Raw genomic sequence first — 24,284 nt, forward strand, 5'->3', positions numbered from 1 at the left:
AAGACACGCTGGTCGATCGGAGTGTGGGTCAAGCCACACCTGGACGCCTTGCAGCGCCAGCCTACCAAGCGATCGATCGGTGTTTGAGACAAACCGCCCGGGAACTGGCTATCATCTTCTGACTATCGGTGTTCATGATCTCGGGCGTTCCGAACTTGTGGACTGCCTCGTTCAGTGCTTCGACGCAGAAGTCCGCCTCCAGCGTGTTGGAGATGCGCCAAGCCAGCACCTTGCGGGTGTGCCAGTCCATGATTGCGACAAGATAGAGGAAGCCCTTTCGCATCGGCAGTGGAGTAAGAAGCGCTGCTGCGCTTCTCCTCCCCGAACCGTACGTGCACCTTTCAGCGCATACGGCTCTCTATTCAATCTTGGCCCATGGCCATGGCAACGTCATGATCATTTGAGGTGACGGTGCTGCGAGGTTCGCTCCGGAAGATATATGGATTGCTCTCCGGATTCCGCCACCGGAACTGCGCCTTTGGGCTGGTTACCATTCGGCGCAGCGCCTTGCCGACACGGTTTCCACGTTCACTTCGTCCATAGACAAGCCAAGTTTTTGCCTTGCCCGCCTCTGGCGCTCGATACCAGCTCCGCATCAAGGGTTTGATGCGTGACCGATATTTTCGCGCCAGCCAGTGCGCCAGTTTCCAGAACACGACAGTGTCGATGCGCCGGAAGCAACGCGCTGTGAAGTCGGTGAACTTGTAGAAGGCCGCCCATCCCGCCAGTTGGCGGTTCAGGCGGTCTACCATGTCGACCTTGCCGACATCATGATTGCCGGAAAGGGTCTCGGTCAATTTGCGAACAAACGCCTTGGCCTTTTCCTTGGGTATCGTCGTGACGACGGACATATGCCCGTTCGACCCCCGCTTGCGAATGATCCGATGCCCCAGAAAGACGAACCCGTCATCGACGTGGGTGATATGGGTCTTTTCCATATTCAACGTCAGCTTCAGGCGGTCTTCCAGAAAGGCCCGGCATTCCTCGCGGATTTCCTCGGCATGAACCTTCGTCCCCTTGACGAGGACGACGAAGTCATCGGCATAGCGACAATAGGCAATCGCAGGTTTCCATTGCCGGTCCTCTCGAACCGTGATGGGGCGGCCCTGCTGAATGCCGAAGTTCCATGCCCAGCGATCCTTGCGGGCTTTCCGGTTCAGGTATTTCGCCTCCAGCCACGCATCAAACTCGTGGAGCATGATGTTGGACAGGAGCGGCGACAGCACGCCGCCTTGCGGAACACCCTCACTGGACGCTGCAAACAGGCCCCGGTCGATGTGACCCGCTTTTAGGATGCGTCAGAGAAGATCAACAAACCGTCCGTGCCGCACCCGCCGCCGAACGCATTGCAGAAGCAGCCGGTGATGAACGGTGTCGAAGTAGCTCGCCAGACGCATTGCCTCGCTTGAAATGCTCCCGAATTGTGGGCCGTTGCCTCATCTGATTTGCTCCTGGCAGTTGAGGGTGCGGAGCAAATCAGATGAGGCATATCAGCGTGGCAACAAAGAACGAATTGATCGCGGCTTTATCGCAGCGATATCGTGAGGGTAGCCGCGAGGAGAAATCGCGTCTTCTCGATCAGTTTGTTGCGATCAGCGGCATGCACCGGAAACATGCGATGCGTTTGCTCCGCGGAGGCAATAAGCCGCTCGTCACCCGACGGCGTCCTCGCATCTATGATGAGGCGGTTCACCAAGCTCTTGTAGTTTTATGGGAATCCTCTGACCGGATTTGTGGGAAGCGTTTGAAGGCGATGCTTCCAATGCTGATTGCGTCGATGGAGCGGCACGGACACCTCTGCCTGGATGATAAGGTTCGTTCTCTCTTGCTGCAGATGAGTGCAGCTACAATCGATCGCGCGCTTCAGAATATTCGCGAAACAGCAGGCGGACGCCGCCGCCGACGCTCGGTGGCCTCGACCGCGTTGAGGCGTAGCGTACCCATCCGGACATTCTCCGACTGGGGTAATCCACCACCAGGTTATGTTGAAGCGGATCTTGTTGCACATTCTGGCCCTGTCGCCCGCGGCAGCTTCATTCAAACCTTGGTATTGACGGATATTGCGACCGGCTGGACGGAATGTGCGCCCCTGCTTGTCCGTGAACAGAAGCTTCTGAGTGAAGTGTTGAGCGAATTGCGGCGTCTTATGCCGTTTGCACTGCTCGGCTTTGATACGGACAATGATAGTGTCTTTATCAACGAGACGATCCGGGATTATTGCCTTAATGCCAATATCGAGTTCACGCGGTGCCGCCCCTATCGCAAGAACGACCAGGCCTTCGTGGAACAGAAGAACGGATCGGTCGTCCGGCGCATTGTCGGCTATCATCGCTACGAAGGCGTTGCAGCTGCCGCTGTCCTTGCTGATCTATACCGGTCGGTACGGCTCTTCGTAAACTTCTTCCAACCTTCATTCAAGTTGCGGGAAAAGCGTCGCGATGGCGCTTTCGTCAAGAAGACCTACTACCCTCCTGCCACACCCTGCCAGAGGCTGATCGCAGACGATAGGACACCTGCCGAAGTCCGCGATCGGCTAACCGACATCTGCAGACAATTGGATCCCGTCAAGCTCCTGCGCGATATCCGGTTAGCGCAGCAGCAGTTCGTTGATGTTGCGGGTGAGGCTTCGCATTTAACGGTTACGCCAGAGATCGAAGCCTTCCTGGCGAGCTTGCGGCACGCATGGACTGAAGGCGAGGTCCGCCCGACGGCCAGAACGAAGCCGAAACTGCGCCGCGAGCGGCGCAGGCCGGACCCACTGCTCCGCGTTAATGACGAACTACGCTTATGGTTTGACGAGGAGCCATGGCGAACGGGCCGCCAACTGCTGGAGCGGCTTCAAGAACGCTATCCCGATGAATATCCGGATCAATTGCTGCGCACTGTCCAAAGACGAGTTAAGGAGTGGCGCCGAGAAAAAGCACATGTCATGATCTTTGGAACAAAACCCGAAGTCGCTTCGCAGCCATTGAATTGATGCCCATGGAAAGGAACAAGTTCATGAGGCAATGATCCGTTAGCTCGGGAGCATGCACAAGTGAGGCAATACGAGTCTCACCTTGATTGCCGCCGCGCAGCCACTCGACGCCAGAACGATCCGGGCGGCTTCGGCAAGCCATTCCCGGTCGGCAATGAGCCGCAAGAGACGATCGAACCGACGGTTCGGACCGGCCTCGGCCCATGTTGCGAGCTCGTGCTGCATTTCGCTGATTATCAAAGGTCTTCACCTCATTTGGTCAGGTAATTTGCACTCCAAGCAGATTGAACTGTTCCCCTTCGCCATGTGGCAGGCTTTCCCTGCCGCGGACTACTACGGGAACTCCGCCAGCGTGATGGACATCAGGGTCAACTCCCTTGCGACGCAGAACATCGTGGGCATTCCATCATGCCTTCCCTCGTTCATATGCTGGACACTCCACGCACTGGGGAGGTTGCCGGTCGCAGTTCTTGTCCTTGCGTCCCGCAAGTCGATGCCGATGTCATGGTCTGGCTGCGTTCTCCCCATGACTCCCTGCGAGACGCCATACATATACGCCCGCGTTCGGACACCCCCGCCTACGTGTTGGGGCACCATCAGCATTCCGCCTGTTAAGCCGTGTAGGCGAAGGCGACATTTCAGCCCTCGGATGCGAATTAACCGGTTCGTGTTCCTCAACCTTCTAGTGCTACACGCGGGCTTTGAACCCAGCGTCATGGTTCCTGCGTTTCTTCATATCCTGATCTCCTCGTCCTTGGAGACCAGCAGACGTCAGATCATAGCTTCCGTCACTGTCCGATTTTCGGGGAGTAGCTCAACGAGCCTGGAAAAGTACTTCGACAGGCTCAACGGCACGACTGAGTGGCATCACCAGAAGCTGCAAGGCATGCCGCCCCGTGGGCGGCTGATGATTGCCGCGCAGCAGGCCGACCGTCTGAAAGCGCAGGCGGAGCAGTATCTGAATGCGGGACAGATAGATATCGGAGAGCCGTTTGTCCGCCAGTACCTTGAATACAAGCTGGGCCAAATCATCGCCCGTCTAGAGATACCCGTGCCGCCGGACTACGCGACGCGGGGCGACAAACGCACCTTGTCCACCTACATAGACGCGATTACGGCGGCGGTTGATCTTTATCACGCGGCGGGGCGCTGCGTCCTCTCCGCCCAACAGATCACCGACCTTCAGAATCACCATATGCCTTCCATCATGGCGAATTATGTCAGCCACTATGAGACTGGCGCAGGAAATCCGTTCAACGCCTATGCCTTGCTCGGCGTTCTGCAAAGTGTGGACCAGCTTGCCAATTGCTTCCGCGTGATCGATCCCGCCACCAACCAGCCCGGCCAGTATTATCGGCGGCTCGACAGGCAGTAGTCTGCGAAAGTGGCACCTCCAGCTGGGATAGGCACTGTGCACCCGCGATCGCCATCCACATCATGGTAATCCTCCCCGTGGTTAGGTCGTGTTGACAAAAGGGATTCCTCTGGCAGTCGTCCTATGATTCAAGCTCATCTCTACGTGGGAGATGAACTTGGCACGCAACCTGATATCCGACGATGAGTGGACCTTCTTCGAGGGCTTCATTCGTGCCGTCCGGCACCCTAACGGGCGGAAACCTGCGGACCATCGTCTTGTTCTGAATGGTATATTCTGGATCGCAAGGACTGGTGCGCCATGGCGCGATCTGCCCGAAGAGTTTGGCAAGTGGTCCTCGGTCTACCGTCAGTTCCGCCGCTGGACTTTGGCGGGACTGTGGGAGGATATCCTGGATGCGCTGAACCACGCTGGGATCGCGCCAGACAAGCTCCAGATGGTTGATAGCACTGTGATCCGCGCCCATCATCATGCGGCGGGCGCAAAAGGGGGACTCCGAAAGAGGCTCTTGGCCGTTCGAGAGGTGGCTTCTCGACCAAGATCCATCTCCGCGTCAACGGCGCAGGCCTCCCGATGAGGACCGAGATCACGCCGGGGCAGGATTCCGACTACACCGGCTATGATATGGTGATGGCCGACAACCTGCCGCAACCAGCAGTTCTGGTCGCCGACAGGGGCTATGACTCTGATAAAATTCGGGAAGACATCGAGAGCCGCAACGCCCTGCCCATGATACCGATGCGAAGGAACCGAAGGGTGCGCAAGGCTGTCGACATGACCATCTACACCCTGCGCAACATGGTCGAGCGCTGCTTCAACAAGCTGAAAAATAGCCGCCGCCTTGCAACCCGCTACGACAAAACCGCCGAAAGCTTCCTTGGCTTCGTCGACGTCGCCTGCATCAGGCTCTGGCTCCGCCATTTGTCAACATGACCACGACTTAGTTCTGCCGTTACCCTGGCTGCATCGCTTGCATCCCCCTCGTGATCGAAATCGACACCGGGATCGCAAGCAGCGGCGCTATGGCAAAGAGTAGGAAGAGCCAGTAGGCGGCGGCGGTGCCAGCTACTCCTCCCGGCTCCGTCAGGCCGGCTAGATTGGCGATCATGCCTGCGACCGCGGCCCCAAGCGCAGTCGCGAAGAGCTGTATCGTCGTGATCGCGGAGGCTGCGAGGTTTTGTTCGTCTCCCGGTGCAACGTGCAGAACTCGTGTCAGAAGATGTGGCCATGCCAAGCCAACCCCGAAACCCACAAGCAACAGAGCCAAGACAATCGCTGAAAGAAGCCCGACGTCTATGTTGCTCTGTATCGGGGTCAGCCACGCCAGACCGATAAATCCGACAATCATGATTGGGGCCGCGAAAAGGATTGCCTTGCGCGCGCCGCCCTCCCGCAGGCCAGAGCCTCCGATTTGAGCCAGCGTCCAGCTTGCTGCCATAATGGCGGCGAGATAGCCTGCGGTTAGCGGGGAGACGCCGTGAAGGACCTGAAGGAAATAAGGCACAAAGATTTCGCTGCCCGGGACTGAGAAGACCAGTAGGGCAAGAGCAGCATAGGCTGCACCCAGCGGGCAAAAGACATTAAGGGCTCCGCGAGGAAGAAGTCGCGTGGATCCGCGGGCCTCCACCACGACAAGAATCGTAACCAAGCCAAGGGCTATAGCGATTCCGATAAAGTTCTGGTGGACCTCATTCGAAACACTGCCAACAGAGATTGCGAGGATTGCTGCGGCGAGAAGTGCGAGCTGAAAAACAGCGATCGGGTGTCGTTCACCGTCGGCTTGGCTTCGCCTAGGTAGCACCGCAAGAGCCAACAGGAGCAGCAGGACTGCAACGCCCGCCACTGCCCAGAATGCAGCTCGCCATACGTCCAACTCTGCAAATATTCCTCCGAGAGCCGGGCCGAATAGCGTTGATACACCCCACATTCCAGAAACCAAGGCCATTGCGCGTGGCCACAGTGCCTCGCTGTAGATAATTCGAATGATCACATAGGAGAGCGCGAATACCAGTCCGCCGCCGAACCCCTGGAGAGTACGTCCCACAAGCATGATTTGCATGGAAGGGGCGACGCCACACAGAAGCGAACCGGCTGTGAAAATGAGAAGCGCGAGTCCGAAAGCCCCGCGTGGGCCGAAAGATTGCAATGGGCGTGCGGAGAGAGCAGAACCAATGATGGAGGCGACCACGAAAAGGGTCGTATTCCATGCGTAGTAATCAAGGCCGCCTATATCCCGCACCACCGATGGCAGTATGGTCGTTGCCACATAGACATTGACGGCGTGCAGACCGACGCCGCCAGACAGTGCAACGGCCTGAAATGCGGAACGCCCACTAAAGAGTGCAGCCCAACTTCCCTTGTTTGACAATTCAAGTCTCCATCGTTCGGCCGCTTGACCGAGCGGAGATGTCACGTGTCGTTCCTCCCCACCCGTAATCCGTGACGCGCTGTCTTTCGGGTGTTCCCCGCCGGACTTGCAGCAATTCCATGAATGGGGATAATTTTGATCTTCAATAAATGGATGAGCAAATGAGCATTTCTAACGATCTCATGAATTCCGCTAATACGGTCGTTCTCGTCAGCTCTCCGGTATATAGGGGATAGCGTCATGTGGAACGGGTCTGGAGTTTCGTATCGTTCAATCCCGCCGCTGCCGACGTTGCGAACGTTCGAAGCTGTCGCACGAAAGGGAAGTTTCACGCTGGCTGCAAGAGACCTCGCGATTACGCAAAGCGCCGTTAGCCATCAGATCAAAGCGCTTGAGGAGTTTCTTGGTGTCCCGCTTTTCTGGCGACATAATCCCGGCATTGAACTCACCGAGGATGGGAAGATCCTGCTAGAGGCGGTGCGTGCCGGGCTTGATGTGATCCTGGCAGCAACAGACCGGATTCGGTATCGTAATCAGTCGGGCATCCTCACGATCGCAGTCCCCACAGCGTTTGCGATGTGGTGGCTCGTGCCGCGCCTTGGTCGCTTCGCCACTCTGCACCCAAATATTGAGATACGATTGTCGATGCTTGATCATCGCTCGCCAGACTTCGTTCGCGACGGGCTTGATGCAGCGATTGTTTCGCACCCGGCCGATCAGTCGCCGACGGACAACGAGATTTTTCTCTTCCGGGAAGAAAGTTATCCTGTCTGTAGCCCGATCTTGCTGAAGCAGCCTAGGGCAGACAAGCAGTTTGATCTGACTGGTTATACGCTAATCGAGGAGGACCCCGCGCCTGACCAAGCGTTGGCGTGGTCGTATTGGCTGGAGCGGCTGAAAGTGAGCGCCGATAACACACAGCCACGGCTCCGCTTCAGCCACTATGGCGTTGCGCTTTCCGCGGCTATCGATGGCTTGGGCGTCGCTCTAGGTCGTTCACCGATGATCAATGCGGAACTGGAGGCCGGTCGTCTGGTTCGGCCATATGGTGACAATGTCAAGGCGCTCGCGTCCCACGTATATGCGCTCACATGGCCGGAGGGATTGGCTACAGACCAACGGCTGATGGCGTTCCGTGATTTTGCGCTGGATGAAGCATGCGGATGCGAACTTGCGGCCGGCCCGTGCGGGGCTCCGCCACCTGCTGAAGGAACCCCGGCAGTAAATTGGTCCGGCGATCGAGCGGCTCGCCGGCGTGCTGCACTTGCGGGCATTTAAGCTGAAGCGGCATAGGTCCTAGCGCTCTTGAAGGGCTAGTCGAACCCCTAGAGCACAGTACACGCAGCCGACCACTTTCCCTTGCCATTTCATCACCGACGGGTTCCGGCGCAGGAAATTGCCAAGTCCGCTCGCGCCCACGGCGAATACGATTGTGCTGACGAGGCCTAGGCCGACAAAGATGATTCCCAGAATGATGAGTTGAAGCGTTATCGACCCGTTCTCTGGCCGCACGAATTGCGGGAGGAATGCAAGAAAGAACAACGCTGTCTTGGGATTAAGGACTTCCGCCAAAATTGCCTGACTGAAAGCCTGACCAGCGGAGATCCGCACTGCGCCAGCCGACGGATTGACAGAGGTTTTTTCCAGAAGCGCGCGTATGCCGAGATAAATGAGATAGGCAGCGCCGATATATTTGACGATACTAAACAGCATGGCAGAGGCGGCTATGACTGCCGAGATACCGACCACGGCCATGAGCGTGTGTACCAGGTCGCCAGCGGCAATCCCGGCTCCGGTGGCGATCCCGACCTTCGTTCCAGAAGTTGTAGCCCGCGCCACGGTGAGCAGCGTAGCTGGCCCCGGAATAAAGACAAAACCTAGAACAACTGCGCAGTACGTAACCATTGTCGTCATGTCGATCATGCTATTTTTCTCCGGGAGAATAAGATCAAAGAGGTCCGGCATGCAGCTATTGGCTAATCAGCAGGGCACTGACTGCGCCACACAACGCTAGGAGTGTCGCAAAGTCTAGAGGTACGCGCCAAATGCTCAGCCGCACCCATCTCCTTGCTTTCTCCTGCATAGCCGGCGTCATTTGGTTCGTCTGTTCGAACTCGATCGCGCGGGGGATGAAATAGACACCTGACCAGGCACGCATCAGGAGATGGCTTGCCGCTGCAATGAAAAGCCACAGGCGTGCAGATGGATGTGCCCAGACCAGCCACAAGGCGGCGATGAGGGTGAACTCAAAGACAAAGTGCACAGGCATCCAGAAGAGCTTCCGGTTGAGCCCACCCTGTTCCGGCTGGATCAAGTGAATATTCGCAGGCCATATCCGATCTACCAACAAGCATTCGTACAACGCGCCGCCTAGGCTCACGGCGGCAAGAGCAAGCGCGGTAAAGGCTGCGAAGGGAGCGAGCACGCCATGCATTGCGGATGCCTCTAACTGTGATATCTTAGCAATCAATTATCTTGATTGCTAAGGGAAATTGATGGCGGAGTCAATTCAACGGCGGACGGACCAGATGACTAGGCTTGGCGTAGCGCTTCGGATGGCTAGCGCCCAAAGTACCTTGATCAGCCAGGCAGTCGCCGATGCAGTCGGCCTCACTCCTACGGCCCTTGAGTGTCTCGACCTGATTCAATTACGCGGTTGTGCCACTGCAGGTGACCTGGCGCGGCATACTGGTTTGACGACCGGAGCCGTAACGAGCCTGATCGATCGGTTGGAGCAGGGCGGTTACGTCACTCGTGAGCGTGATCCGCAAGATCGTCGACGCGTCTACGTCCGGCTGCGGCCCGAGAACATAGGCGAGCTCGCAGCGATCTATCATCCTCTTCAGGCGGCGACGGAACGTCTGTTTAACCGCTACTCGAGGGCAGAATTGAACCTGCTCATAGATTTTACAGAACGCAGCGCCGAGATTGCGAGCGATTTCGTTAGAAGCCTTAGAAATCTGGAAACTCAAAGCGACAGCGCTGAGAGGCACTAAAAGAGGTTGTATAGATGTCGGAAGCCGATGGATTCTCAGAATTGCTCGTTCATCAGGCAAAGTTGCAGGCCGAAGCCGACGCGCTAATAGATGCGCTCGGCTTGGACAACTTGCTGTCAGATATCGGAAGTCCGACGCGCGTGGGGAGTTCCGCACTGGGTCTGATGGTCCGCCGGGATATCGACATCACGGTTGTATGCAAAAAGCTGGATGAGGAGACGCACCGCGCGGTGGCTGAACTTGGCGGGAAGCTGGCTATGCATGCTTCTATAGGCTCTGTTCAATTCCGCAATGATACGGGTATCTGGAACAGTGACGTCGAAAAATATCCCGATGGTCTGTATCTGGGGGTTACCTGTCGCGACGAGACCGGCCGAGACTGGACCTTTGACATCTGGTTTGTCGACGAGCCGGAGAGGCAGCCTGATCTCAAACATCTTCGCACCATTCCGCTAAAGCTGACCACGTCCGCTCGCCATTTGATTCTGGCGATCAAAACCGCGCTGGCGAATGGTTCCTTCGCAGGTAGACGCCCGTCCAGCTTTCAGATCTACGAAGCTGTACTTGAACACGGCGTAACAAGCCTCTCCGAGTTTGGAGATTGGCTTAACGATACGCTTCGATCAGAGTTTTAGTTGCTTTTTCCCAACTGCCACGGAGCCCGAACTGCCTTTACAACGTCAATCACGAATCGGCCATCGATGACCGGTCGTCACGAGGCAAGGGTGAGTTCCAGAGTCTTTCGACCACGGCGAACTTGCCGCTGGATAACTGCACGGAGCATATATGCTGTAGTGGTTGAGCGTTGATGAGCATCGAAGAAGACAAGCAAATCATGGACTATCAGGAAGCGCTTAAGCGCGCGCGCACGCTCATGCAGGCTCACCCCCGTATAGTCTTCATGATGTGCGGGATAGCAGGTTCAGGGAAGACCACTTTCCCCCAAGCGCTTGAGAAGATGGGCTGCCAACGGCTATCCATAGATGAGGAGATCTGGCGCACAAGCGGTCGATTTGGCGTGGACTATTCAGAGCACGATTATCCCGACCTGCAAGCGTCAGTAGAGAAGAGCCTGCGTCGGCAGCTTGTCAAAATGCTGCGGCACGGAACCAAGGCGGTAATCGACTTTAGCTTCTGGAACGCCAAAGCACGGGCCGACTACCGGGAGCTTGTGCAGCGCAACGATCATCACTGCCAACTCGTGTATATGAACGTTCCAGAGAAGGTCTTGCGCGAGCGGTTGATCGCGAGGGCCTCCCGCCGAGATGCTAACGCGGCCTTTCCAATTACAGAGAAGCGTTTGCGGCGCTACATCCGGGGCTTCGAACCACCATCTGGCAAAGAGGCGTGGACGGTGGAATAGGGACCAGAGCGCTCATAAGTCATGCTGGTGGCAAAGAATCTCAGGGAGTAGCCGGAGAATTGGAGAGAATCGGAAAAGTACGACGCCTTCGTCGATATCCGTTGAAATCAGCCCTTGGTGAAGAGCTTCAGCACGCGGTGCTGACAAAGACAGGTGTATATGGCGATCGGGCATTTGCCGTGTTGGATAGGGAAAGCGGGAAAATCGCCAGTGCGAAAAGGCCAATGCTCTGGCGGTCCCTTCTATCGCTCACGGCTCAGCTTTCGGAAGACACTGGCACATTGGCAATCTCTCTGCCCAATGGCCACACCATTCATTCGAACTCAGAAAATATCGATTCAGCTCTGTCCAACCTCCTTGGACGCCACGTCTCGCTGGTATCCGAGCGCCGGCCCGGAATGCAGTTTGAACGCTCACGACCGGAAGAAGTGCTGGCTCATGGTCTTGATGCCGATGTTGCCTTGGATGTGGGAGAAATTGGTGCAGCCGCCCCGGAAGGAGGTTTTTACGACTTTGCGCCCGTGCATCTCGTAACTGTCGCTTCCTTGGAAGAAATTTCGCGCAAGGCAAACCTCCATGCGCTAGAGGCGGAAAGATATCGGCCCAACATCGTGATCGATAGTTCCGACACCACTCCCTTCATCGAAAACAGTTGGACAGGCCAGAAATTGCAGATCGGCAGCGCAGTTCTGGAAATCATGGTGCCTACGCCTAGATGTGCCGTGCCGACTTTGGCTCACGGCCTCGGGCTTGAGCCGAAACCAGATGTATTACGAGCAATCCACGCGAACAATCGCGTGGACATACCTGATGCCGGGACGTTTCCATGCCTTGGCGTCTACGCGAAGGTTCTTCACACTGGGGAAATAGTGCCGGGGGATTCAGTGCTTTTCGTAGATGACTGATCCGGTTGGGCGAGCATTAGCCATTTGCGTCAGAGAAGCCTCCATTGTTGGAACAGTCGCTCCAATGGTCAGTCGCGGCGTCAGCTAACCGTCCATAAATCCGAGTAAGCTCCGCTCTATAGTAGAAGCTAGGTCATGTTGACAAATGGCGGAGCCAGAGCCTGATGCAGGCGACGTCGACGAAGCCAAGGAAGCTTTCGGCGGTTTTGTCGTAGCGGGTTGCAAGGCGGCGGCTATTTTTCAGCTTGTTGAAGCAGCGCTCGACCATGTTGCGCAGGGTGTAGATGGTCATGTCGACAGCCTTGCGCACCCTTCGGTTCCTTCGCATCGGTATCATGGGCAGGGCGTTGCGGCTCTCGATGTCTTCCCGAATTTTATCAGAGTCATAGCCCCTGTCGGCGACCAGAACTGCTGGTTGCGGCAGGTTGTCGGCCATCACCATATCATAGCCGGTGTAGTCGGAATCCTGCCCCGGCGTGATCTCGGTCCTCATCGGGAGGCCTGCGCCGTTGACGCGGAGATGGATCTTGGTCGAGAAGCCACCTCTCGAACGGCCAAGAGCCTCTTTCGGAGTCCCCCTTTTGCGCCCGCCGCATGATGATGGGCGCGGATCACAGTGCTATCAACCATCTGGAGCTTGTCTGGCGCGATCCCAGCGTGGTTCAGCGCATCCAGGATATCCTCCCACAGTCCCGCCAAGCCGGCATGGAAACCGTCACGAAAAATGTACTGCGTGAGGTCGACGGCCGCACTGTGCGCGTTCCGCAGGAAGTCGAACGCCGTGCGTGGGATGCAGAAGTGTTGCAGGAACGAGAGGCGAGCCGCACGCAAATGGAGCAGGAAGACCACGCACGCCAATCGCCCGATGATCGCCTCGGCAGTGAGAATGCGGCAAATCGTGAGGTTGCCCGCACGGTCTCATCCGCAGAGCGCACACTTCATGTCGGCCCCGGCCGGGATGCAGCTCTTGAAGACGGCGCATATGCCAACGAAGCCCGCGCAAAGGAATACATGGCAACTGGGCGCATTGCGGCTGGCAGGACGCCCGAGCTGAAGAACGCCGCCTCGCTCGAAGCCTATGTTGAGCGCAAGGTGAGGCAGAAGTACCCCAATGATCCGGTCGTCGTTCAACGGGCGATGCAGACGGCAAGGACCAAAATAGGACACGCCGTCGCACGCGGTTATGATTTCCCTCAGCCTCGCGTTGTTGAAATGAAAGAGATCGATCAGGCCCGCCAGGACCGCGATCAGCAGCAAGGCACGGGGCAAAAAGGCCCAGAACAGGACCGCCGCGAAAACCCCGAACAGAACCGGGAGCAAAGCAAGAACCAAAGCCGGAGCCGCTGACGAAACAGCGCAAAAGCACTTAAATCACTGGATTTAATGAGATTTTTGTGCTAAGAAATGGCGTTAACGGAGATAGAAAATGAACCTGCACCACGTTCGTCCGGACCGTTCCCCTGAAGCAGTCGCACGCCGTCGCAAGGCCACCGACCAGGCCCGTGCGGCGAACATGCGGCAAGGCTATGTCTTTGATCCTGTACTTGAAGCGGCAACCGAAGCCTATGTCGCCGGCGAGATCACGCGGGATGAGTATCGTGCTCGCGTCATTCGAGAGCCGGAGCGCTCCTGAAAGGCGCTAGCGGAAAGCCAGATAGCCGCCTGTTCCGCAGGCGGCTTTTTTCTTGATGGTGATGTATGCCGAAAGGATCTTATTGCTATCCGAACACGAGCGACGATCTCGACCGTAAAGATGTTCTGCGCAACAGATTCGGCCTCGAGACGCACTCAGCGCTTCGCGTGGAGGAATATCGCGCCACGGCTGTTCGTATGGCAGAAATTGCCGAAGGCGACGGCCCTGAGGGCAATTTCGATAGGCTATTCGTAAAAGTGGGTTGAAACGGGATCAAAGCTCCCCCGCCTCGATCATGCGGATGAGTGTTGAAATGTCCGCACCGTAGTTCTTGGGCGGCGGCGGTGCTTTGTGTTGGTCGGCCTCTTTGGGAGGCTTCATTGCCCGCATTTTTTCCAGCACGGGCAGCCCATAGCCCATCGCGTCATCCGGCAATGCTCTGCTCATCTCAACAGGCTCCGGCGCACGCTTTACCGAGGCGATGGCCTGGTTTGAAAGCACGCTGCTGCCACGCGACTGGCAGGACCCGGTGCCGCTGGTGGTCTTTCCGCCCGGCGGACTTTACCGCGACGCGATGTTTGAGCGGATCGAACGCGAAGGCAGGCGCTGGTACGTCGCCTTTTCCGGCAGCAGTCTGCACAGCGTGGTCCTGGGGGTCGAAGGCGGGCTTGGCATCACGCTTTTGCCGGTGGCGGCGGTGGCTGGGCTGGGCGCAGACCTGCGCCGCTGCGACGGGTTCGGGGGCGAGCCCGCCATGGTCGTCTCGATCTACGCATGGGAACGGGGCGGGCCGATCGGCGGTCTGGTCGAGCAGATGACCGGTCTGCTGGCCGAGAGGCACCGTCACAGCCTTGATACGGCGGGTGGCTAGGCCCCTTTGGTCAGGCCAAGCCGTCGCATCCGGCGATAGATCGTGCTGCGGTCCACCCCCGCCAGCCGTGCCGCCGCCGAGATATTGCCGTCGCATTCCGCAATCAGCCGGTGCAGCGCCGCCCCCTCGACAGGACGCGCGTCGGGGTTGGTCATGGCGGGGTGGCTGATATCGGCGGGCAGATCCTCGGGGCCGACGATTGCGCCATCGCATAGCGCCGCGCAAAGGGTGCATAGATTGACGATCTCGCGCACATTGCCCGGCCAGTCATGGGCCAGAAGTCGCGCCATGGCCTCGGGCGAAAAGCGCGGCTTGCCCTCGGTTGCCTCGGCGATGCGGGTGATCAGCCATTCCCGATCGCTGCGCGCCCGCACCGGAGGAATGTCGAGGATCAGCCCGTTCAGCCGGTAATACAGGTCCTGCCGAAAGCGCCCCTCGGCCACCAGCGCAGCCAGATCGCGATGCGAGGCCGAGATGACGCGGATATCCACGGGCTCGGCCCGGGTGGCGCCAACCGGCATCACCTCGCGTTCCGACAGCACCCGCAGCAACCGCGCTTGCAAGGTCAGCGGCATGTCTCCGATTTCATCCAGAAACAGGGTGCCGCCGTGGGCTTCGCGGATCAGGCCCTTTTTGCCGCGGGCATGGGCGCCGGTAAATGCGTTCGGGGCATAGCCAAAAAGTTCGCTTTCAATCAGAGCCTCGGGCAGGGCGGCACAGTTGATGGCAATAAAGGTGCCACGCCGGCGGGACGAGGCATGCATGGCCCGGGCGATGAACTCTTTGCCGGTGCCGGTCTCACCGCGCAGGATGATGCTGATCTGACGATCCACGACCTTGGCCGCGCGTTCCGCCAGACGCTGCATGGCCGGATCGCCGCCATGAACTGCCGCCAAAGGCGCGGGCAGGCGGGGTCCGGCCGCACGTTGCGGCCTGGCCGAGGGCGGCACGGCACGGGCAAAGATCAGCCCGCCCGATTGCATCTCAAGCGCGCCATCGACGGGGGCCATGGCGCGCGACAGTTTGGGCAGATCGTCCAGGTCATGGGCAAAGATGTCGCTGAACCGCCGCCCGATCAGCATGTCGGACCCCTGATGCGCCAAAAGCTCTTGCGCGTTCTGGGTCATGCCGCTGATGCGCCCTTCGGCGCTGATCGCCACCGCGGCCATCGGGTCCACATCCAGAAACTCGGGAGAGGGGTTCAGCCGCAAGATCCAGTCGCCGCGATGGCGGCGGACCAGATTGGCCATCTCGATCCGGCGGGCGCAGGATTTCATTACCTCAAGCGTCAGCGCCTGGCTCATCTTGTCCTGAGGCGCGCTGAGGTGGGACAGATCCAGCACTCCGATCAGCTTGCCCTGCGTGTCATGGACCGGAACGGCGGTGCAGGACAGTGGCGTCAGCGCAAGGTCGAAATGATCGGTGCGATGCACGGTGATCGCGCGACCCGTGGCAAGGCAGGCCCCGACGCCATTGGTCCCGACATGGCGTTCATGCCATTCAGATCCGGTGATCAGGCCGGCATGGCGCAGGTCGCGGTCAAGCTCGGCATCCCCGATTGCATCCACCGTCACGCCCCGGGCATTGGCCAAAAGCAGCACATAGCCCATGGCATTCACGCGGCGATAAAGATCCTCCATCCCGTGCCGCGCCATGCACAACAGTTCCTCGGATTCCTGTCTGTGCAGACGCAGTTCCTGTTCGGTGACGATGCGCGGGCCGATCTGGCGGCTGGGGTCCAGCTGATGCTCATTCACACAGCGCCGCCATGAGGCCAGAACATCGGCATCGCGGCGCGGCGACGGCGCGCCTTCGGCCACGCGAATGACTTCAAGGACATGCGTCCCCGTATCCGGCATCGCCCGCATCGGCTCCTCCCAAAGCCCCGGCGCGACCATAGCACGAACCGGCCGCGACGGTGCAGAAATCTTGCGCGGCCCGTTTAACGCGACAGGTCGATCAGGATTTTCAGCTGGCTGCCAGCTGGATCAAGCAGGGCGTCGAACCCCTCGCTGACTGCCTGATCCAGAGTGATGCGCTTGGTGATCACCCGGCTGGCCGGGATCGCGCCCGAGGCGATCAGCTCGATCGTGCGTGGCCAGCTATGGGTCGGATAACACCATGAGCCGCGGATTTCGGCATCTTTGAAGGTCAGCTGGAAAAAGTCAATGCTTCCCTTGCCCGGATGCAGACCGGTCTGGACGATAACACCCTGTTTGCGCACCGCATCAAGGCAGGATTGCAGCGCCCGTTCATTGCCGACGCATTCCAGCGCCACGTCGCAGCCAAGGCCCGAACCGGTGGCCTTGCGGACCTGCTCTCCGACGTCCTCGCGGGTGGGGTTTATGGTGACGACGCCCTGCACGACCTCGGCGGCCAGTTTCAGCCGCGTGTCATTCACGTCCGACACAAATAGCCGCGTCGCCCCAAAAGCCCTTGCGGTCAGCAGCGCAAGAATGCCGATGGGACCCGCCCCGGTGACCAGAACCGAGTCCCCCGCCGTGATCCGCCCGCGGTCGCAGGCATAGACGCACACGGCGGTCGGCTCGACCAGCGCGGCCTCTTCGTCGGTCATCCCGTCGGGGATCTTTTCGACGTTATAGTCGTTCAGCAGCGCCATCTCGGCCATCCCGCCCGAGATCCATGACAAGCCGACCAGCGCAAGGCTGCCCGAAAGGTTATGCCAGCCGCGATCGGCGAAATATTCATCGCTGCGCGGCATGATCAGCGGCTGAACCGCAACGCGGTCGCCGGTCGCGACTTTGGTCACGCCTTCGCCCACCGCGACGACCGTGCCGCCGAATTCATGGCCCAGAACCTGCGGTCCATGAGCGCCGGAACAGGGGTGTGGTTCGATCGGGATAAAGATCGGCCCCGAGGCATATTCATGCAGATCAGTGCCGCAGATCCCGACATGGCTGTTGCGGATCAGAACCTGACCGGGACCGGGCTGGGGTGGTTCGGGAATATCCTCGATACGCAGATCGCGGGCGGCATGGAAACGTAATGCTTTCATGGTGTTTCCCTTTAAAGTTCATCAAATGCTGCAAGGGCTTTTGCGGCATAGACCGTCCCGGGACCACCTGACATTTCGACGGCTACGGCCAGCACCTCCAGCAACTCGTCGCGGCTGGCGCCATGGGCCTTGGCTTCATTGGTGTGAAAGATGACGCAGTCCTCGCAGCCGCGCCCGATGGCGACGGCAAGGGCGATCAGTTCTTTCATCGCGGCGCTGATCCGGCCTTCGCAGGTGGCAGCGACCATCAGCCCGCGAAAGGCGGACATGGTCTTGGGATCGGCCTTGTATAGCGTGGCTGCACGCGCATTCATCTCGGTCAGTTTCTGTTTCGCGGTCATATCAGCACCATGCCTCCATCGACGACCAGGCTTTGCCCGGTCATGTAATTCGATCCGTCCGAGACGAGAAAGACCGAGACACCGGCCAGATCGTCGGGGCGCGAGGGGCGGCCAAGCAGGATCCCGGCCGAGAATTCATCGAAAGCCTGATTGTCGTGCTGGGTCAGCCCCTCATCCTTGAAGCCCCTGTCGATCAGTTTCCACATATCGGTGGCGACCACGCCCGGGCAGATCGCGTTGACGCAGATACCGTGGCTGCCAAAGGCCCGCGCTGCGGCCTGGGTCAGTGCCACGACCGCGAACTTGCTGGCCGAGTAATGGGCCAGCGGTTCATAGCCCTGTTTGCCGGCGATGCTTGCGGTATTGACGATCTTGCCGCCGCCGCCCTGGGCAATGAACTGTTTCGCGGCCTCCTGAATGCCGATCAGCACGCCCATGGCGTTCACATCCATGACGCGATGCCAATCTTCCTCGGTGATGTCGCTGAATGGTTTGACCTGTGCGATACCTGCATTGTTGAACATCGCGTCCAGCCGCCCGTATTCGGCGACGGTACGGGCAATCAGCTCGCGCATGCTGGTACGGTCGGTCACATCAACGGCAATGCCTATTGCCTGACCGCCGTCGGCGCGGATCTCGGCAGCTGTGGCCTCGGCGCTGTCTATGGCGATATCGGCGATCACCACATGAGCGCCGGCCTGTGCCAGACCTGCGGCTATGGCGCGCCCGATGCCGCGGCCAGCGCCGGTGACGATGACCGAGCGGCCCTTGACGGAATTGCTCATGTCCTTCCCTCCCTTATTGCAAAGGGCCGCCCCCTTGGGGACGGCCAGCGGTTCAGGCGATAAAGTCGCGGATAAGGCGGTTTACCTCAGCTGCTTGCTCCATCTGGACCATATGGCCGGCGTCGGGGATGACGTGACACGTGGCCGAGGGCAGGTTTTCGGCATGAGCGGCGGGAATGATCGCATCGCCCTGACCCCAGATCACCTGCGTGCGCACGCCCGAGGCGGCCAGCGCCCCACCCATCTCTGCCGCTTGCCTGCCAGCACTAAAAAGGCTGCCTGCAAGTTCAGAAAGAAATTCAGAAACACCATCCAGTCTTTTGTATTTCAAAAGATCTTCGATCATTGACCGACTGACAAGAGACTGGTCGTTGAACAGATGCGCCAGCACCGGCTTAAGCTCTTTGCGCCCGGCGGCATTGACGAAACCGTCGATGTAGTCGCTGTTGATCTCGGGGCCGAGACCTGCCGAACAGATCAGCGTGACCGAGGCCGCGCGTTCGGGATGCCGCGCAGCCAGAGTGCCGGCGACAAGCCCGCCCATCGAGTGACCTGCCAGATGGGCACGTTCAAGCCCCAGACGATCCATGAAGGCCGTGACGGTCTCGACCAGCAGATCCAGCCCGGCGGGACGTGCCGATTTCACCGACTGGCCATGGCCGGGCAAGTCCGGCGCATAGACGGGGCCACCCTCGGCCAATGCGTCGATGTTGAAAAGCCAGTTGTCCAGATCGCCGCCAAAGCCGTGGATCAGGATCAGCGCTGTGCCTTGGCCCGGCCTTTCGGCGTAGCGGATCCGACCTATGGAAAGATCGGCATATTGATAGCTTGGACCGGCCGCCTCATCGTCACTTCCTGCCGCAGGGGTGGCATAAGAGGCGACATAGGCGTCGATTTCGGCATCCGTGACGTTTTCAGGCGCCATCACCGCCAGCAAAGCGCGGACGGGATAGGTCTCGCCCTCGGCGCCGATGCGGCGGCGTAACAGGCCGCCGTCGGCCGCCTCGACCACATTGGCGATCTTGTCGGTCTCGACATCCATGATCTCATCGCCGGGGCTGATCGTGTCGCCTTCCGAGACATGCCAGGCGGAAAGCTTGCCCTCTTTCATCGAGAGGCCCCATTTCGGCATCAGGATCGGGGTGATATCGGCCATGTCAGTTCTCCATCGTCTTGCGGACGGCCTCGGCGATGCGGGTGGCCGAGGGGACGTAGCTGTCCTCAAGCGAGGGCGAGAAGGGTACCGGCGCATGGGGCGGCGTCACCATCTGCACCGCCGCCTTGAGCGCGTCAAAGGCCTCTTGCGCCACGGTTGCCGATATGTCGGCGGCGATCGAACAGCGCGGGTTCGCCTCATCGACGCAGATCAGCCGTCCGGTCGCCTCGACGCTTTCCAGGACCGTGTCCATGTCGATGGGTGACAGGGTGCGCAGATCGATCACCTCGACCCCGATACCTTCCTTTTTCAGCAGATCGGCAGCCTCAACCGAGCGTCCGACCATCTGGCCATAGGTGACGATGGTGGCGTCGCCGCCTTCGCGGACGATGTTCGCCTCGCCAAAGGGGATGGTATAGGGTTCTTCGGGGACGTCGGCCGTGCTGGCGTAAAGGTTCTTGTGCTCAAGAAAGATCACCGGGTCATTGTCCCGGATCGACTGGATAAGCAGCCCCTTGCAGTCATAGGCATTCGAGGGGCAGACGACCTTGAGCCCCGGGATATGGGTGAAAAGCGGGGTCAGCATCTGGCTGTGCTGGGCAGCGGCGCGAAAGCCCGCCCCGCACATCGCCCTGATTACCACCGGAGTTTCGGCCTTGCCGCCGAACATGTAGCGAAACTTGGCCGCCTGGTTGAATATCTGGTCAAGGCAGACCCCGATGAAATCGACGAACATCAGTTCAGCCACCGGTCGCAGCCCTGCCGTCGCCGCCCCGATTGCCGCGCCGACATAGGCGCTTTCGGACAAAGGTGTGTCGATCATCTGATTGGGGTGTCTGGCATAAAGCCCCTTGCTGACCCCCAGAACGCCACCCCAGGCGTCGTCTTCGCCCTTGGCGCCGGCGCCGCCGACGATATCCTCGCCCATCATGATCACGGTGGGGTCGCGGGTCATTTCCTGATCCAGCGCCTCGTTCACCGCGTCCTTCATGCTGATGATGCGTGCCATGGTGAGCCCTCCCTCAATAGGTCACATAAACGTCGGTTGTCAGTTGCCCGGGTCCGGGCAGCGGCGCGGCCATTGCCCCGGCTACGGCCTCGTCAATCAGGGCCGCCACCTCGGAATCGATGGCGTTCAGCTCATCATCCGAGATCACGCCCGCCTGTGTGACCTTCTGGCGAAACAGCTTGAGGCAATCGTTGTGTTCGCGGTTGTATTCATTCTCGCCCGGGGCCTTGTAGGTCTGGGCATCGCCTTCGAAATGCCCAAAAAAGCGCACGTTCTTGCATTCAAGCAGCGTCGGCCCGCCGCCTTCGCGGGCGCGGCGGATGATCTCGCCAGCAGCCTCGTAGACCGCGAAAAAGTCGATGCCGTCGACGGTGATGCCCGGCATGCCAAAGCCCGTTGCCCGGTCCACATAGCTGTCCGAGGCGGTGGCGTAATCGACCGAGGTCGACTCGGCATAGCCGTTATTTTCCACCACAAAGATCGCGGGCAGGTTCCAGATCGCGGCCAGGTTCATGCTTTCCAGCACCGTGCCCTGGTTCGAGGCGCCGTCGCCGAAAAAGGTGATCCCGACCCCGTCATGACCAAGCTTTTGCGCCGCCAGCGCCGCGCCGCAAACCAGGGGCGCACCAGCACCAAGGATGCCGTTCGCACCCATCATGCCCAGCGACAGATCGGCGATATGCATTGAACCGCCCTTGCCCGCGCAACAGCCGGTCGCCTTGCCATAGATCTCGGCCATCATCGCCTTCACATCGACGCCCTTGGCGATGCAGTGGCCATGACCGCGATGGGTCGAAGCGATGCGGTCGCGGTCGTGCAGATGCATCATGATGCCCACTGCCGTCGCCTCTTCGCCGGCATAAAGGTGGACAAAGCCCGGGATCTCGCCACGGGCGAAATCGACATGCAGCCGCTCTTCGAAATCGCGGATGGTGCGCATTTTGCGATAGGCTTCGAGCAGCCGTTCCTTGGGTAGGGGAAACGGATTGGACATGAACTCCTCCCTTGTCCGGTTCAGTCTGGATTGCGGATAAACAGTCCGGCCTGCGCGGCACGGGCCATGCAGGCGGGCACATTGATTGTGCGGAAGGCATCGGGGATCAGTCGCACCCCGACCCGGTCGCCTTCGTCAAAGGTCAGCTCGCGCTCTCCGTCAAAGGCCAGGGTGCCGGCTTGGATCGAGGGCCGGTGCGTCTCACCCGGGGTCATCCGCGTGACCTCGGAAATGCCGACACGGTCGATCAGCCCCGGCGCAATCGGTGCCGTCAGTTGGCGTGGCGCGTCGGCCGACAGGCGGATGTGCCGCCCCTCGGGCGCATCGCGGTCCACCGGGTCGCACAGCCCCGCGATGGCTGACATGCCGATCGCCTGCGGCAGGCCGAAAGTCACGAAGAGATCGCGGAAACCGGCGGTTTTCCAGATCGCGCGTGCGCCGGTATAGCGGTCCTCGACGACAGCGACATCGACAAGCGCGATCTCTCGCCGGGTGCCAAGCGTCACCTCAAGCCATTTGTTCGCCCTTAGCGCCACATCGCCCGGCACCTGTCCCGAGGCGAATAACCCGACTGCGAGGCCAGTGATCGTCGGCTCGCGCAGTTCGGGAAAGGCATTGTTGGTCCCGGTCGAGACCCCCGCCACAGGCACATCCCCGCAGGCGCCGACCACCACCCGGTTGGTGCCGTCGCCGCCCAGCACCACGATAGCCGCGACACCTTCCGCAGCCATCATCCGGGCGGCGCGGGCGCTATCCTCGGGCGTGGCGGTAACGGGCATGTCGAGATAGCGCAGGCGGGGGAAAACCCCCTGTCCAAGGCGCTGTTCGCGCTGGATGCTGCGTTCCAGATGAAAGCGGATGCCGCCATGTTCGGGCATGGCGACGACCTCATCAACGCCGGTTGCGGCCAGCCCGGCCATCATGCGCAGCACGATGTTGGCCCGATCGTTGATGGGCAGGTTCCCTGCATGAGAGATCACCCGCCGGATGTCACGGGCAGAAACCGGATTGGCGATGATGCCGACCTTGACCATGTTCGTCCTCCCTGCCCATCATGCAAGCAACGCCGGTGCCAAATTCGGCAGGCCAGTTTTGCTGGGATTTCCGTGGGCAGGTGTTGCAAGGCGGTGCAACACTGTGGCGCAACAGGTCGGGGCAGAAAGGGCAGGATGCAAAGTCAGGAACAGCGCCAGATCCGCGGCCTTGCGTTAAGCCAACAGATGCGGCTGTCGCTTGATTTGTTGCGCATGGACGGCGCGCGCCTGCGCCGCAGATTGCGGCTGGAGGCGGCGCGCAACCCTTGTCTTGAGCTGATCGAGGCGGCGGATGCACTGTCCCCCCGACAGGCGCTGACGGATCAGATCGGCCTGTTGCGCCTTTCCGGGGCGGATGCCGGGCTTGCCCGCGCTTTGGTCCATTGCCTTGATGATCACGGCTGGCTGGTTGATCCCCTGCCCGAAATCGCAGGCTGGCTGGATGTGCCGGATGCGCGGATCGAGGCGCTTTTGCCGGTATTGCAGGGGCTTGAGCCGCCCGGCGTCTTTGCCCGCGATCTGGCGGAAAGTCTGCGGTTGCAACTGCGGGCGCGCGGGCGACTGGACCCGATGATCGAGCGGCTGCTTGGGCGGCTGGACCTTGCCGCCGCAGGCGATCTGGCAGCAATTCAGGCCCATTGCGGATGCGATGGTGAGGATGCGGCAGGAATGCTTGCCGATCTGCGCGCCCTGTCGCCCTATCCGCTGGCTGAGGGCGCAGTCCCCGCTGCGCCGCCCGAGCTGGAGTGGACCCCCGACGGCGGTGTCCGACCGCTTGATGCCCCCGCCCTTGGCCTGCGTCCAGAGGGGAGGGCTGGGGACACGGCCCTGGCCCGCGCGCTGGTTTCAGCGTGTCAGGCACGGGGGGCAAGCCTGTTACGCATCGCCTCGGCCATGGCCGAGGTTCAGGCGGGATGGCTACGCGGAGAGGGGGCGTTACGGCCGCTGACCCTGTCTGATCTGGCCGCGCGGCTGGGGCTGGCAAAAAGCACGATCAGCAGGGCGGTCGCCGGGGTGGCCATGCGCAGTCCGCGCGGTACCGTGCCTTTGCGCAGGTTGCTTTTGGCACCTGCCAGCCCGCGAAACCCGGGCATTGGGCGCGAGGGGGCACTGGCGGCACTGCGCGGGCTGATCGCGGAATGGCCGGCAGGTCAGCGGATCTCGGACGCGGCGCTGACGCAGGCACTTATGGGGCAGGGCGTTACCTTGTCGCGTCGGACAGTGGCGAAATACCGGGCTGAACTGGGCGTTTCCGGCTGGGGGCGGGGCTAAAGCGTCAGCCCGGTCCGGGATGGCCGATCGGGCGCGACAGCAGGTGACCGCGCTCGGCCAGCTGATCGGCCCCCACGGACGGGTCCAATTTGATTGTTAGTGCAATGATGGTCGTGGCGCCAGCGCGGGCGGCATCGCTGGTTGGGGTTGCAGGGCCGCCCGCGCGAATGCCGGAATGAAGACCTCAGG

The 24,284-nt window shown here is 60.1% G+C and carries 27 protein-coding genes and 1 pseudogene; 13 read left to right on the plus strand and 15 right to left on the minus strand.

Features of this window, described 5'->3' with window-relative positions; genetic code table 11:
* Positions 1-61: 61 nt before the first annotated feature.
* Positions 62-283, minus strand: coding sequence for a DDE-type integrase/transposase/recombinase (locus F9K78_RS21165; protein WP_412842104.1), 222 nt, complete (start codon positions 281-283; stop codon positions 62-64).
* Between the two features lie 79 nt (positions 284-362).
* Positions 363-1,295, minus strand: coding sequence for a reverse transcriptase domain-containing protein (locus F9K78_RS21170; RefSeq protein WP_459562231.1), 933 nt, complete (start codon positions 1,293-1,295; stop codon positions 363-365).
* Between the two features lie 185 nt (positions 1,296-1,480).
* Here F9K78_RS21170 and F9K78_RS21175 point away from each other — a divergent pair, with 185 nt between their 5' ends.
* The 3 genes from F9K78_RS21175 to F9K78_RS21190 all read left to right on the plus strand — a co-directional run bounded on the left by F9K78_RS21175 (position 1,481) and on the right by F9K78_RS21190 (position 5,285).
* Positions 1,481-2,977, plus strand: a complete 1,497-nt coding sequence (locus tag F9K78_RS21175; protein ID WP_151682730.1) for an integrase catalytic domain-containing protein — start codon at positions 1,481-1,483, stop codon at positions 2,975-2,977.
* An 886-nt stretch (positions 2,978-3,863) separates the two neighbouring features.
* On the plus strand, positions 3,864-4,352 hold the full coding sequence (locus F9K78_RS21185; protein WP_235925504.1) for a hypothetical protein: 489 nt from the start codon (positions 3,864-3,866) through the stop codon (positions 4,350-4,352).
* Between the two features lie 151 nt (positions 4,353-4,503).
* Positions 4,504-5,285 (plus strand): IS5 family transposase gene (locus tag F9K78_RS21190; RefSeq protein ID WP_085999836.1). Its coding sequence is split into 2 segments (ribosomal slippage): positions 4,504-4,846 and positions 4,846-5,285, totalling 783 coding nucleotides; the frame shifts between segments, so codons are not numbered across the junction.
* A 19-nt stretch (positions 5,286-5,304) separates the two neighbouring features.
* Here F9K78_RS21190 and F9K78_RS21195 read toward each other — a convergent pair.
* Positions 5,305-6,720, minus strand: a complete 1,416-nt coding sequence (locus F9K78_RS21195; protein ID WP_174813367.1) for an MFS transporter — start codon at positions 6,718-6,720, stop codon at positions 5,305-5,307.
* A gap of 240 nt (positions 6,721-6,960) precedes the next feature.
* Here F9K78_RS21195 and F9K78_RS21200 point away from each other — a divergent pair, with 240 nt between their 5' ends.
* The gene (locus F9K78_RS21200; RefSeq protein WP_083455244.1) at positions 6,961-7,998 is read left to right on the plus strand and encodes a LysR substrate-binding domain-containing protein; all 1,038 of its coding nucleotides are present in this window, start codon (positions 6,961-6,963) and stop codon (positions 7,996-7,998) included.
* Between the two features lie 18 nt (positions 7,999-8,016).
* Here F9K78_RS21200 and F9K78_RS21205 read toward each other — a convergent pair whose 3' ends face one another.
* Positions 8,017-8,643: a LysE family translocator gene (locus F9K78_RS21205; RefSeq protein ID WP_053246099.1), complete on the minus strand. Its 627-nt coding sequence runs from the start codon at positions 8,641-8,643 to the stop codon at positions 8,017-8,019.
* 46 nt (positions 8,644-8,689) lie between these two features.
* A complete protein-coding gene (locus F9K78_RS21210; protein WP_053552764.1) occupies positions 8,690-9,154 on the minus strand; it encodes a hypothetical protein in 465 nt (154 codons plus the stop codon).
* A gap of 61 nt (positions 9,155-9,215) precedes the next feature.
* Between F9K78_RS21210 and F9K78_RS21215 the strand changes: the two genes are divergently transcribed.
* The 4 genes from F9K78_RS21215 to F9K78_RS21230 all read left to right on the plus strand — a co-directional run bounded on the left by F9K78_RS21215 (position 9,216) and on the right by F9K78_RS21230 (position 11,984).
* Positions 9,216-9,716, plus strand: coding sequence for a MarR family winged helix-turn-helix transcriptional regulator (locus F9K78_RS21215; RefSeq protein WP_119039359.1), 501 nt, complete (start codon positions 9,216-9,218; stop codon positions 9,714-9,716).
* Positions 9,717-9,730: 14 nt separating this feature from the next.
* On the plus strand, positions 9,731-10,351 hold the full coding sequence (locus F9K78_RS21220) for a hypothetical protein (protein WP_032963563.1): 621 nt from the start codon (positions 9,731-9,733) through the stop codon (positions 10,349-10,351).
* 173 nt (positions 10,352-10,524) lie between these two features.
* Entirely contained in the window at positions 10,525-11,079 is a 555-nt protein-coding gene (locus F9K78_RS21225) for a P-loop nucleotide/nucleoside kinase family protein (protein WP_119039361.1), read from the plus strand.
* The gene (locus F9K78_RS21230) at positions 11,064-11,984 is read left to right on the plus strand and encodes an MOSC domain-containing protein (RefSeq protein ID WP_268899081.1); all 921 of its coding nucleotides are present in this window, start codon (positions 11,064-11,066) and stop codon (positions 11,982-11,984) included. The genes F9K78_RS21225 and F9K78_RS21230 overlap by 16 nt, the downstream gene beginning before the upstream one ends.
* A 133-nt stretch (positions 11,985-12,117) precedes the next feature.
* Here the strand turns inward: F9K78_RS21230 and F9K78_RS21235 are convergent.
* Positions 12,118-12,683, minus strand: a pseudogene (locus F9K78_RS21235) (IS5 family transposase); the annotation flags it as partial.
* Here F9K78_RS21235 and F9K78_RS21240 point away from each other — a divergent pair.
* The 3 genes from F9K78_RS21240 (at position 12,579) to F9K78_RS21250 (ending at position 13,883) form a co-directional block, all read left to right on the plus strand.
* Positions 12,579-13,331 (plus strand): hypothetical protein, encoded by a 753-nt coding sequence (locus tag F9K78_RS21240; RefSeq protein ID WP_167518153.1) that lies wholly within the window; start codon positions 12,579-12,581, stop codon positions 13,329-13,331. The pseudogene F9K78_RS21235 and the gene F9K78_RS21240 sit on opposite strands and share 105 nt — an antisense overlap.
* A 79-nt stretch (positions 13,332-13,410) precedes the next feature.
* On the plus strand, positions 13,411-13,617 hold the full coding sequence (locus tag F9K78_RS21245) for an antitoxin VbhA family protein (RefSeq protein WP_119039365.1): 207 nt from the start codon (positions 13,411-13,413) through the stop codon (positions 13,615-13,617).
* Positions 13,618-13,682: 65 nt separating this feature from the next.
* Positions 13,683-13,883, plus strand: a complete 201-nt coding sequence (locus F9K78_RS21250; RefSeq protein WP_235925505.1) for a hypothetical protein — start codon at positions 13,683-13,685, stop codon at positions 13,881-13,883.
* Between the two features lie 7 nt (positions 13,884-13,890).
* Here the strand turns inward: F9K78_RS21250 and F9K78_RS21255 are convergent, their stop codons facing one another.
* Positions 13,891-14,064, minus strand: coding sequence for a hypothetical protein (locus F9K78_RS21255; RefSeq protein WP_174813365.1), 174 nt, complete (start codon positions 14,062-14,064; stop codon positions 13,891-13,893).
* A 34-nt stretch (positions 14,065-14,098) separates the two neighbouring features.
* Here F9K78_RS21255 and F9K78_RS21260 point away from each other — a divergent pair, with 34 nt between their 5' ends.
* Positions 14,099-14,488 carry a LysR substrate-binding domain-containing protein gene (locus tag F9K78_RS21260; RefSeq protein ID WP_208851948.1) on the plus strand — a complete coding sequence of 130 codons (390 nt, stop codon included), beginning with the start codon at positions 14,099-14,101 and terminating at the stop codon, positions 14,486-14,488.
* On the opposite strand, the gene F9K78_RS21265 is transcribed toward F9K78_RS21260, so the two are convergent.
* The 8 genes from F9K78_RS21265 to F9K78_RS21300 form a co-directional block, all read right to left on the minus strand.
* Positions 14,485-16,356 (minus strand): sigma-54-dependent Fis family transcriptional regulator, encoded by a 1,872-nt coding sequence (locus tag F9K78_RS21265; RefSeq protein WP_085502368.1) that lies wholly within the window; start codon positions 16,354-16,356, stop codon positions 14,485-14,487. The two genes, F9K78_RS21260 and F9K78_RS21265, sit on opposite strands and share 4 nt — an antisense overlap.
* A gap of 74 nt (positions 16,357-16,430) precedes the next feature.
* Complete coding sequence (locus tag F9K78_RS21270) at positions 16,431-17,504, minus strand: 2,3-butanediol dehydrogenase (protein WP_119039367.1); 1,074 nt, start codon at positions 17,502-17,504, stop codon at positions 16,431-16,433.
* An 11-nt stretch (positions 17,505-17,515) separates the two neighbouring features.
* A complete protein-coding gene (locus tag F9K78_RS21275; protein WP_119039369.1) occupies positions 17,516-17,845 on the minus strand; it encodes a carboxymuconolactone decarboxylase family protein in 330 nt (109 codons plus the stop codon).
* Positions 17,842-18,630 carry an SDR family NAD(P)-dependent oxidoreductase gene (locus F9K78_RS21280; RefSeq protein WP_010395484.1) on the minus strand — a complete coding sequence of 263 codons (789 nt, stop codon included), beginning with the start codon at positions 18,628-18,630 and terminating at the stop codon, positions 17,842-17,844. The genes F9K78_RS21275 and F9K78_RS21280 overlap by 4 nt, the downstream gene beginning before the upstream one ends.
* Positions 18,631-18,682: 52 nt before the next feature.
* The gene (locus tag F9K78_RS21285) at positions 18,683-19,786 is read right to left on the minus strand and encodes an acetoin dehydrogenase dihydrolipoyllysine-residue acetyltransferase subunit (RefSeq protein WP_119039371.1); all 1,104 of its coding nucleotides are present in this window, start codon (positions 19,784-19,786) and stop codon (positions 18,683-18,685) included.
* 1 nt (position 19,787) lies between these two features.
* Positions 19,788-20,795 (minus strand): alpha-ketoacid dehydrogenase subunit beta, encoded by a 1,008-nt coding sequence (locus F9K78_RS21290; protein ID WP_010395482.1) that lies wholly within the window; start codon positions 20,793-20,795, stop codon positions 19,788-19,790.
* Between the two features lie 13 nt (positions 20,796-20,808).
* A complete protein-coding gene (locus tag F9K78_RS21295) occupies positions 20,809-21,789 on the minus strand; it encodes a thiamine pyrophosphate-dependent dehydrogenase E1 component subunit alpha (protein WP_010395481.1) in 981 nt (326 codons plus the stop codon).
* A 20-nt stretch (positions 21,790-21,809) separates the two neighbouring features.
* On the minus strand, positions 21,810-22,823 hold the full coding sequence (locus F9K78_RS21300) for an ATP-NAD kinase family protein (RefSeq protein WP_010395479.1): 1,014 nt from the start codon (positions 22,821-22,823) through the stop codon (positions 21,810-21,812).
* A 135-nt stretch (positions 22,824-22,958) separates the two neighbouring features.
* Here F9K78_RS21300 and F9K78_RS21305 point away from each other — a divergent pair, with 135 nt between their 5' ends.
* Positions 22,959-24,095, plus strand: coding sequence for an RNA polymerase factor sigma-54 (locus F9K78_RS21305; RefSeq protein WP_119039373.1), 1,137 nt, complete (start codon positions 22,959-22,961; stop codon positions 24,093-24,095).
* Positions 24,096-24,284 lie beyond the last annotated feature (189 nt).

The sequence above is a fragment of the Brucella pseudintermedia genome, assembly GCF_008932435.1.
GTDB lineage: Bacteria > Pseudomonadota > Alphaproteobacteria > Rhizobiales > Rhizobiaceae > Brucella > Brucella pseudintermedia.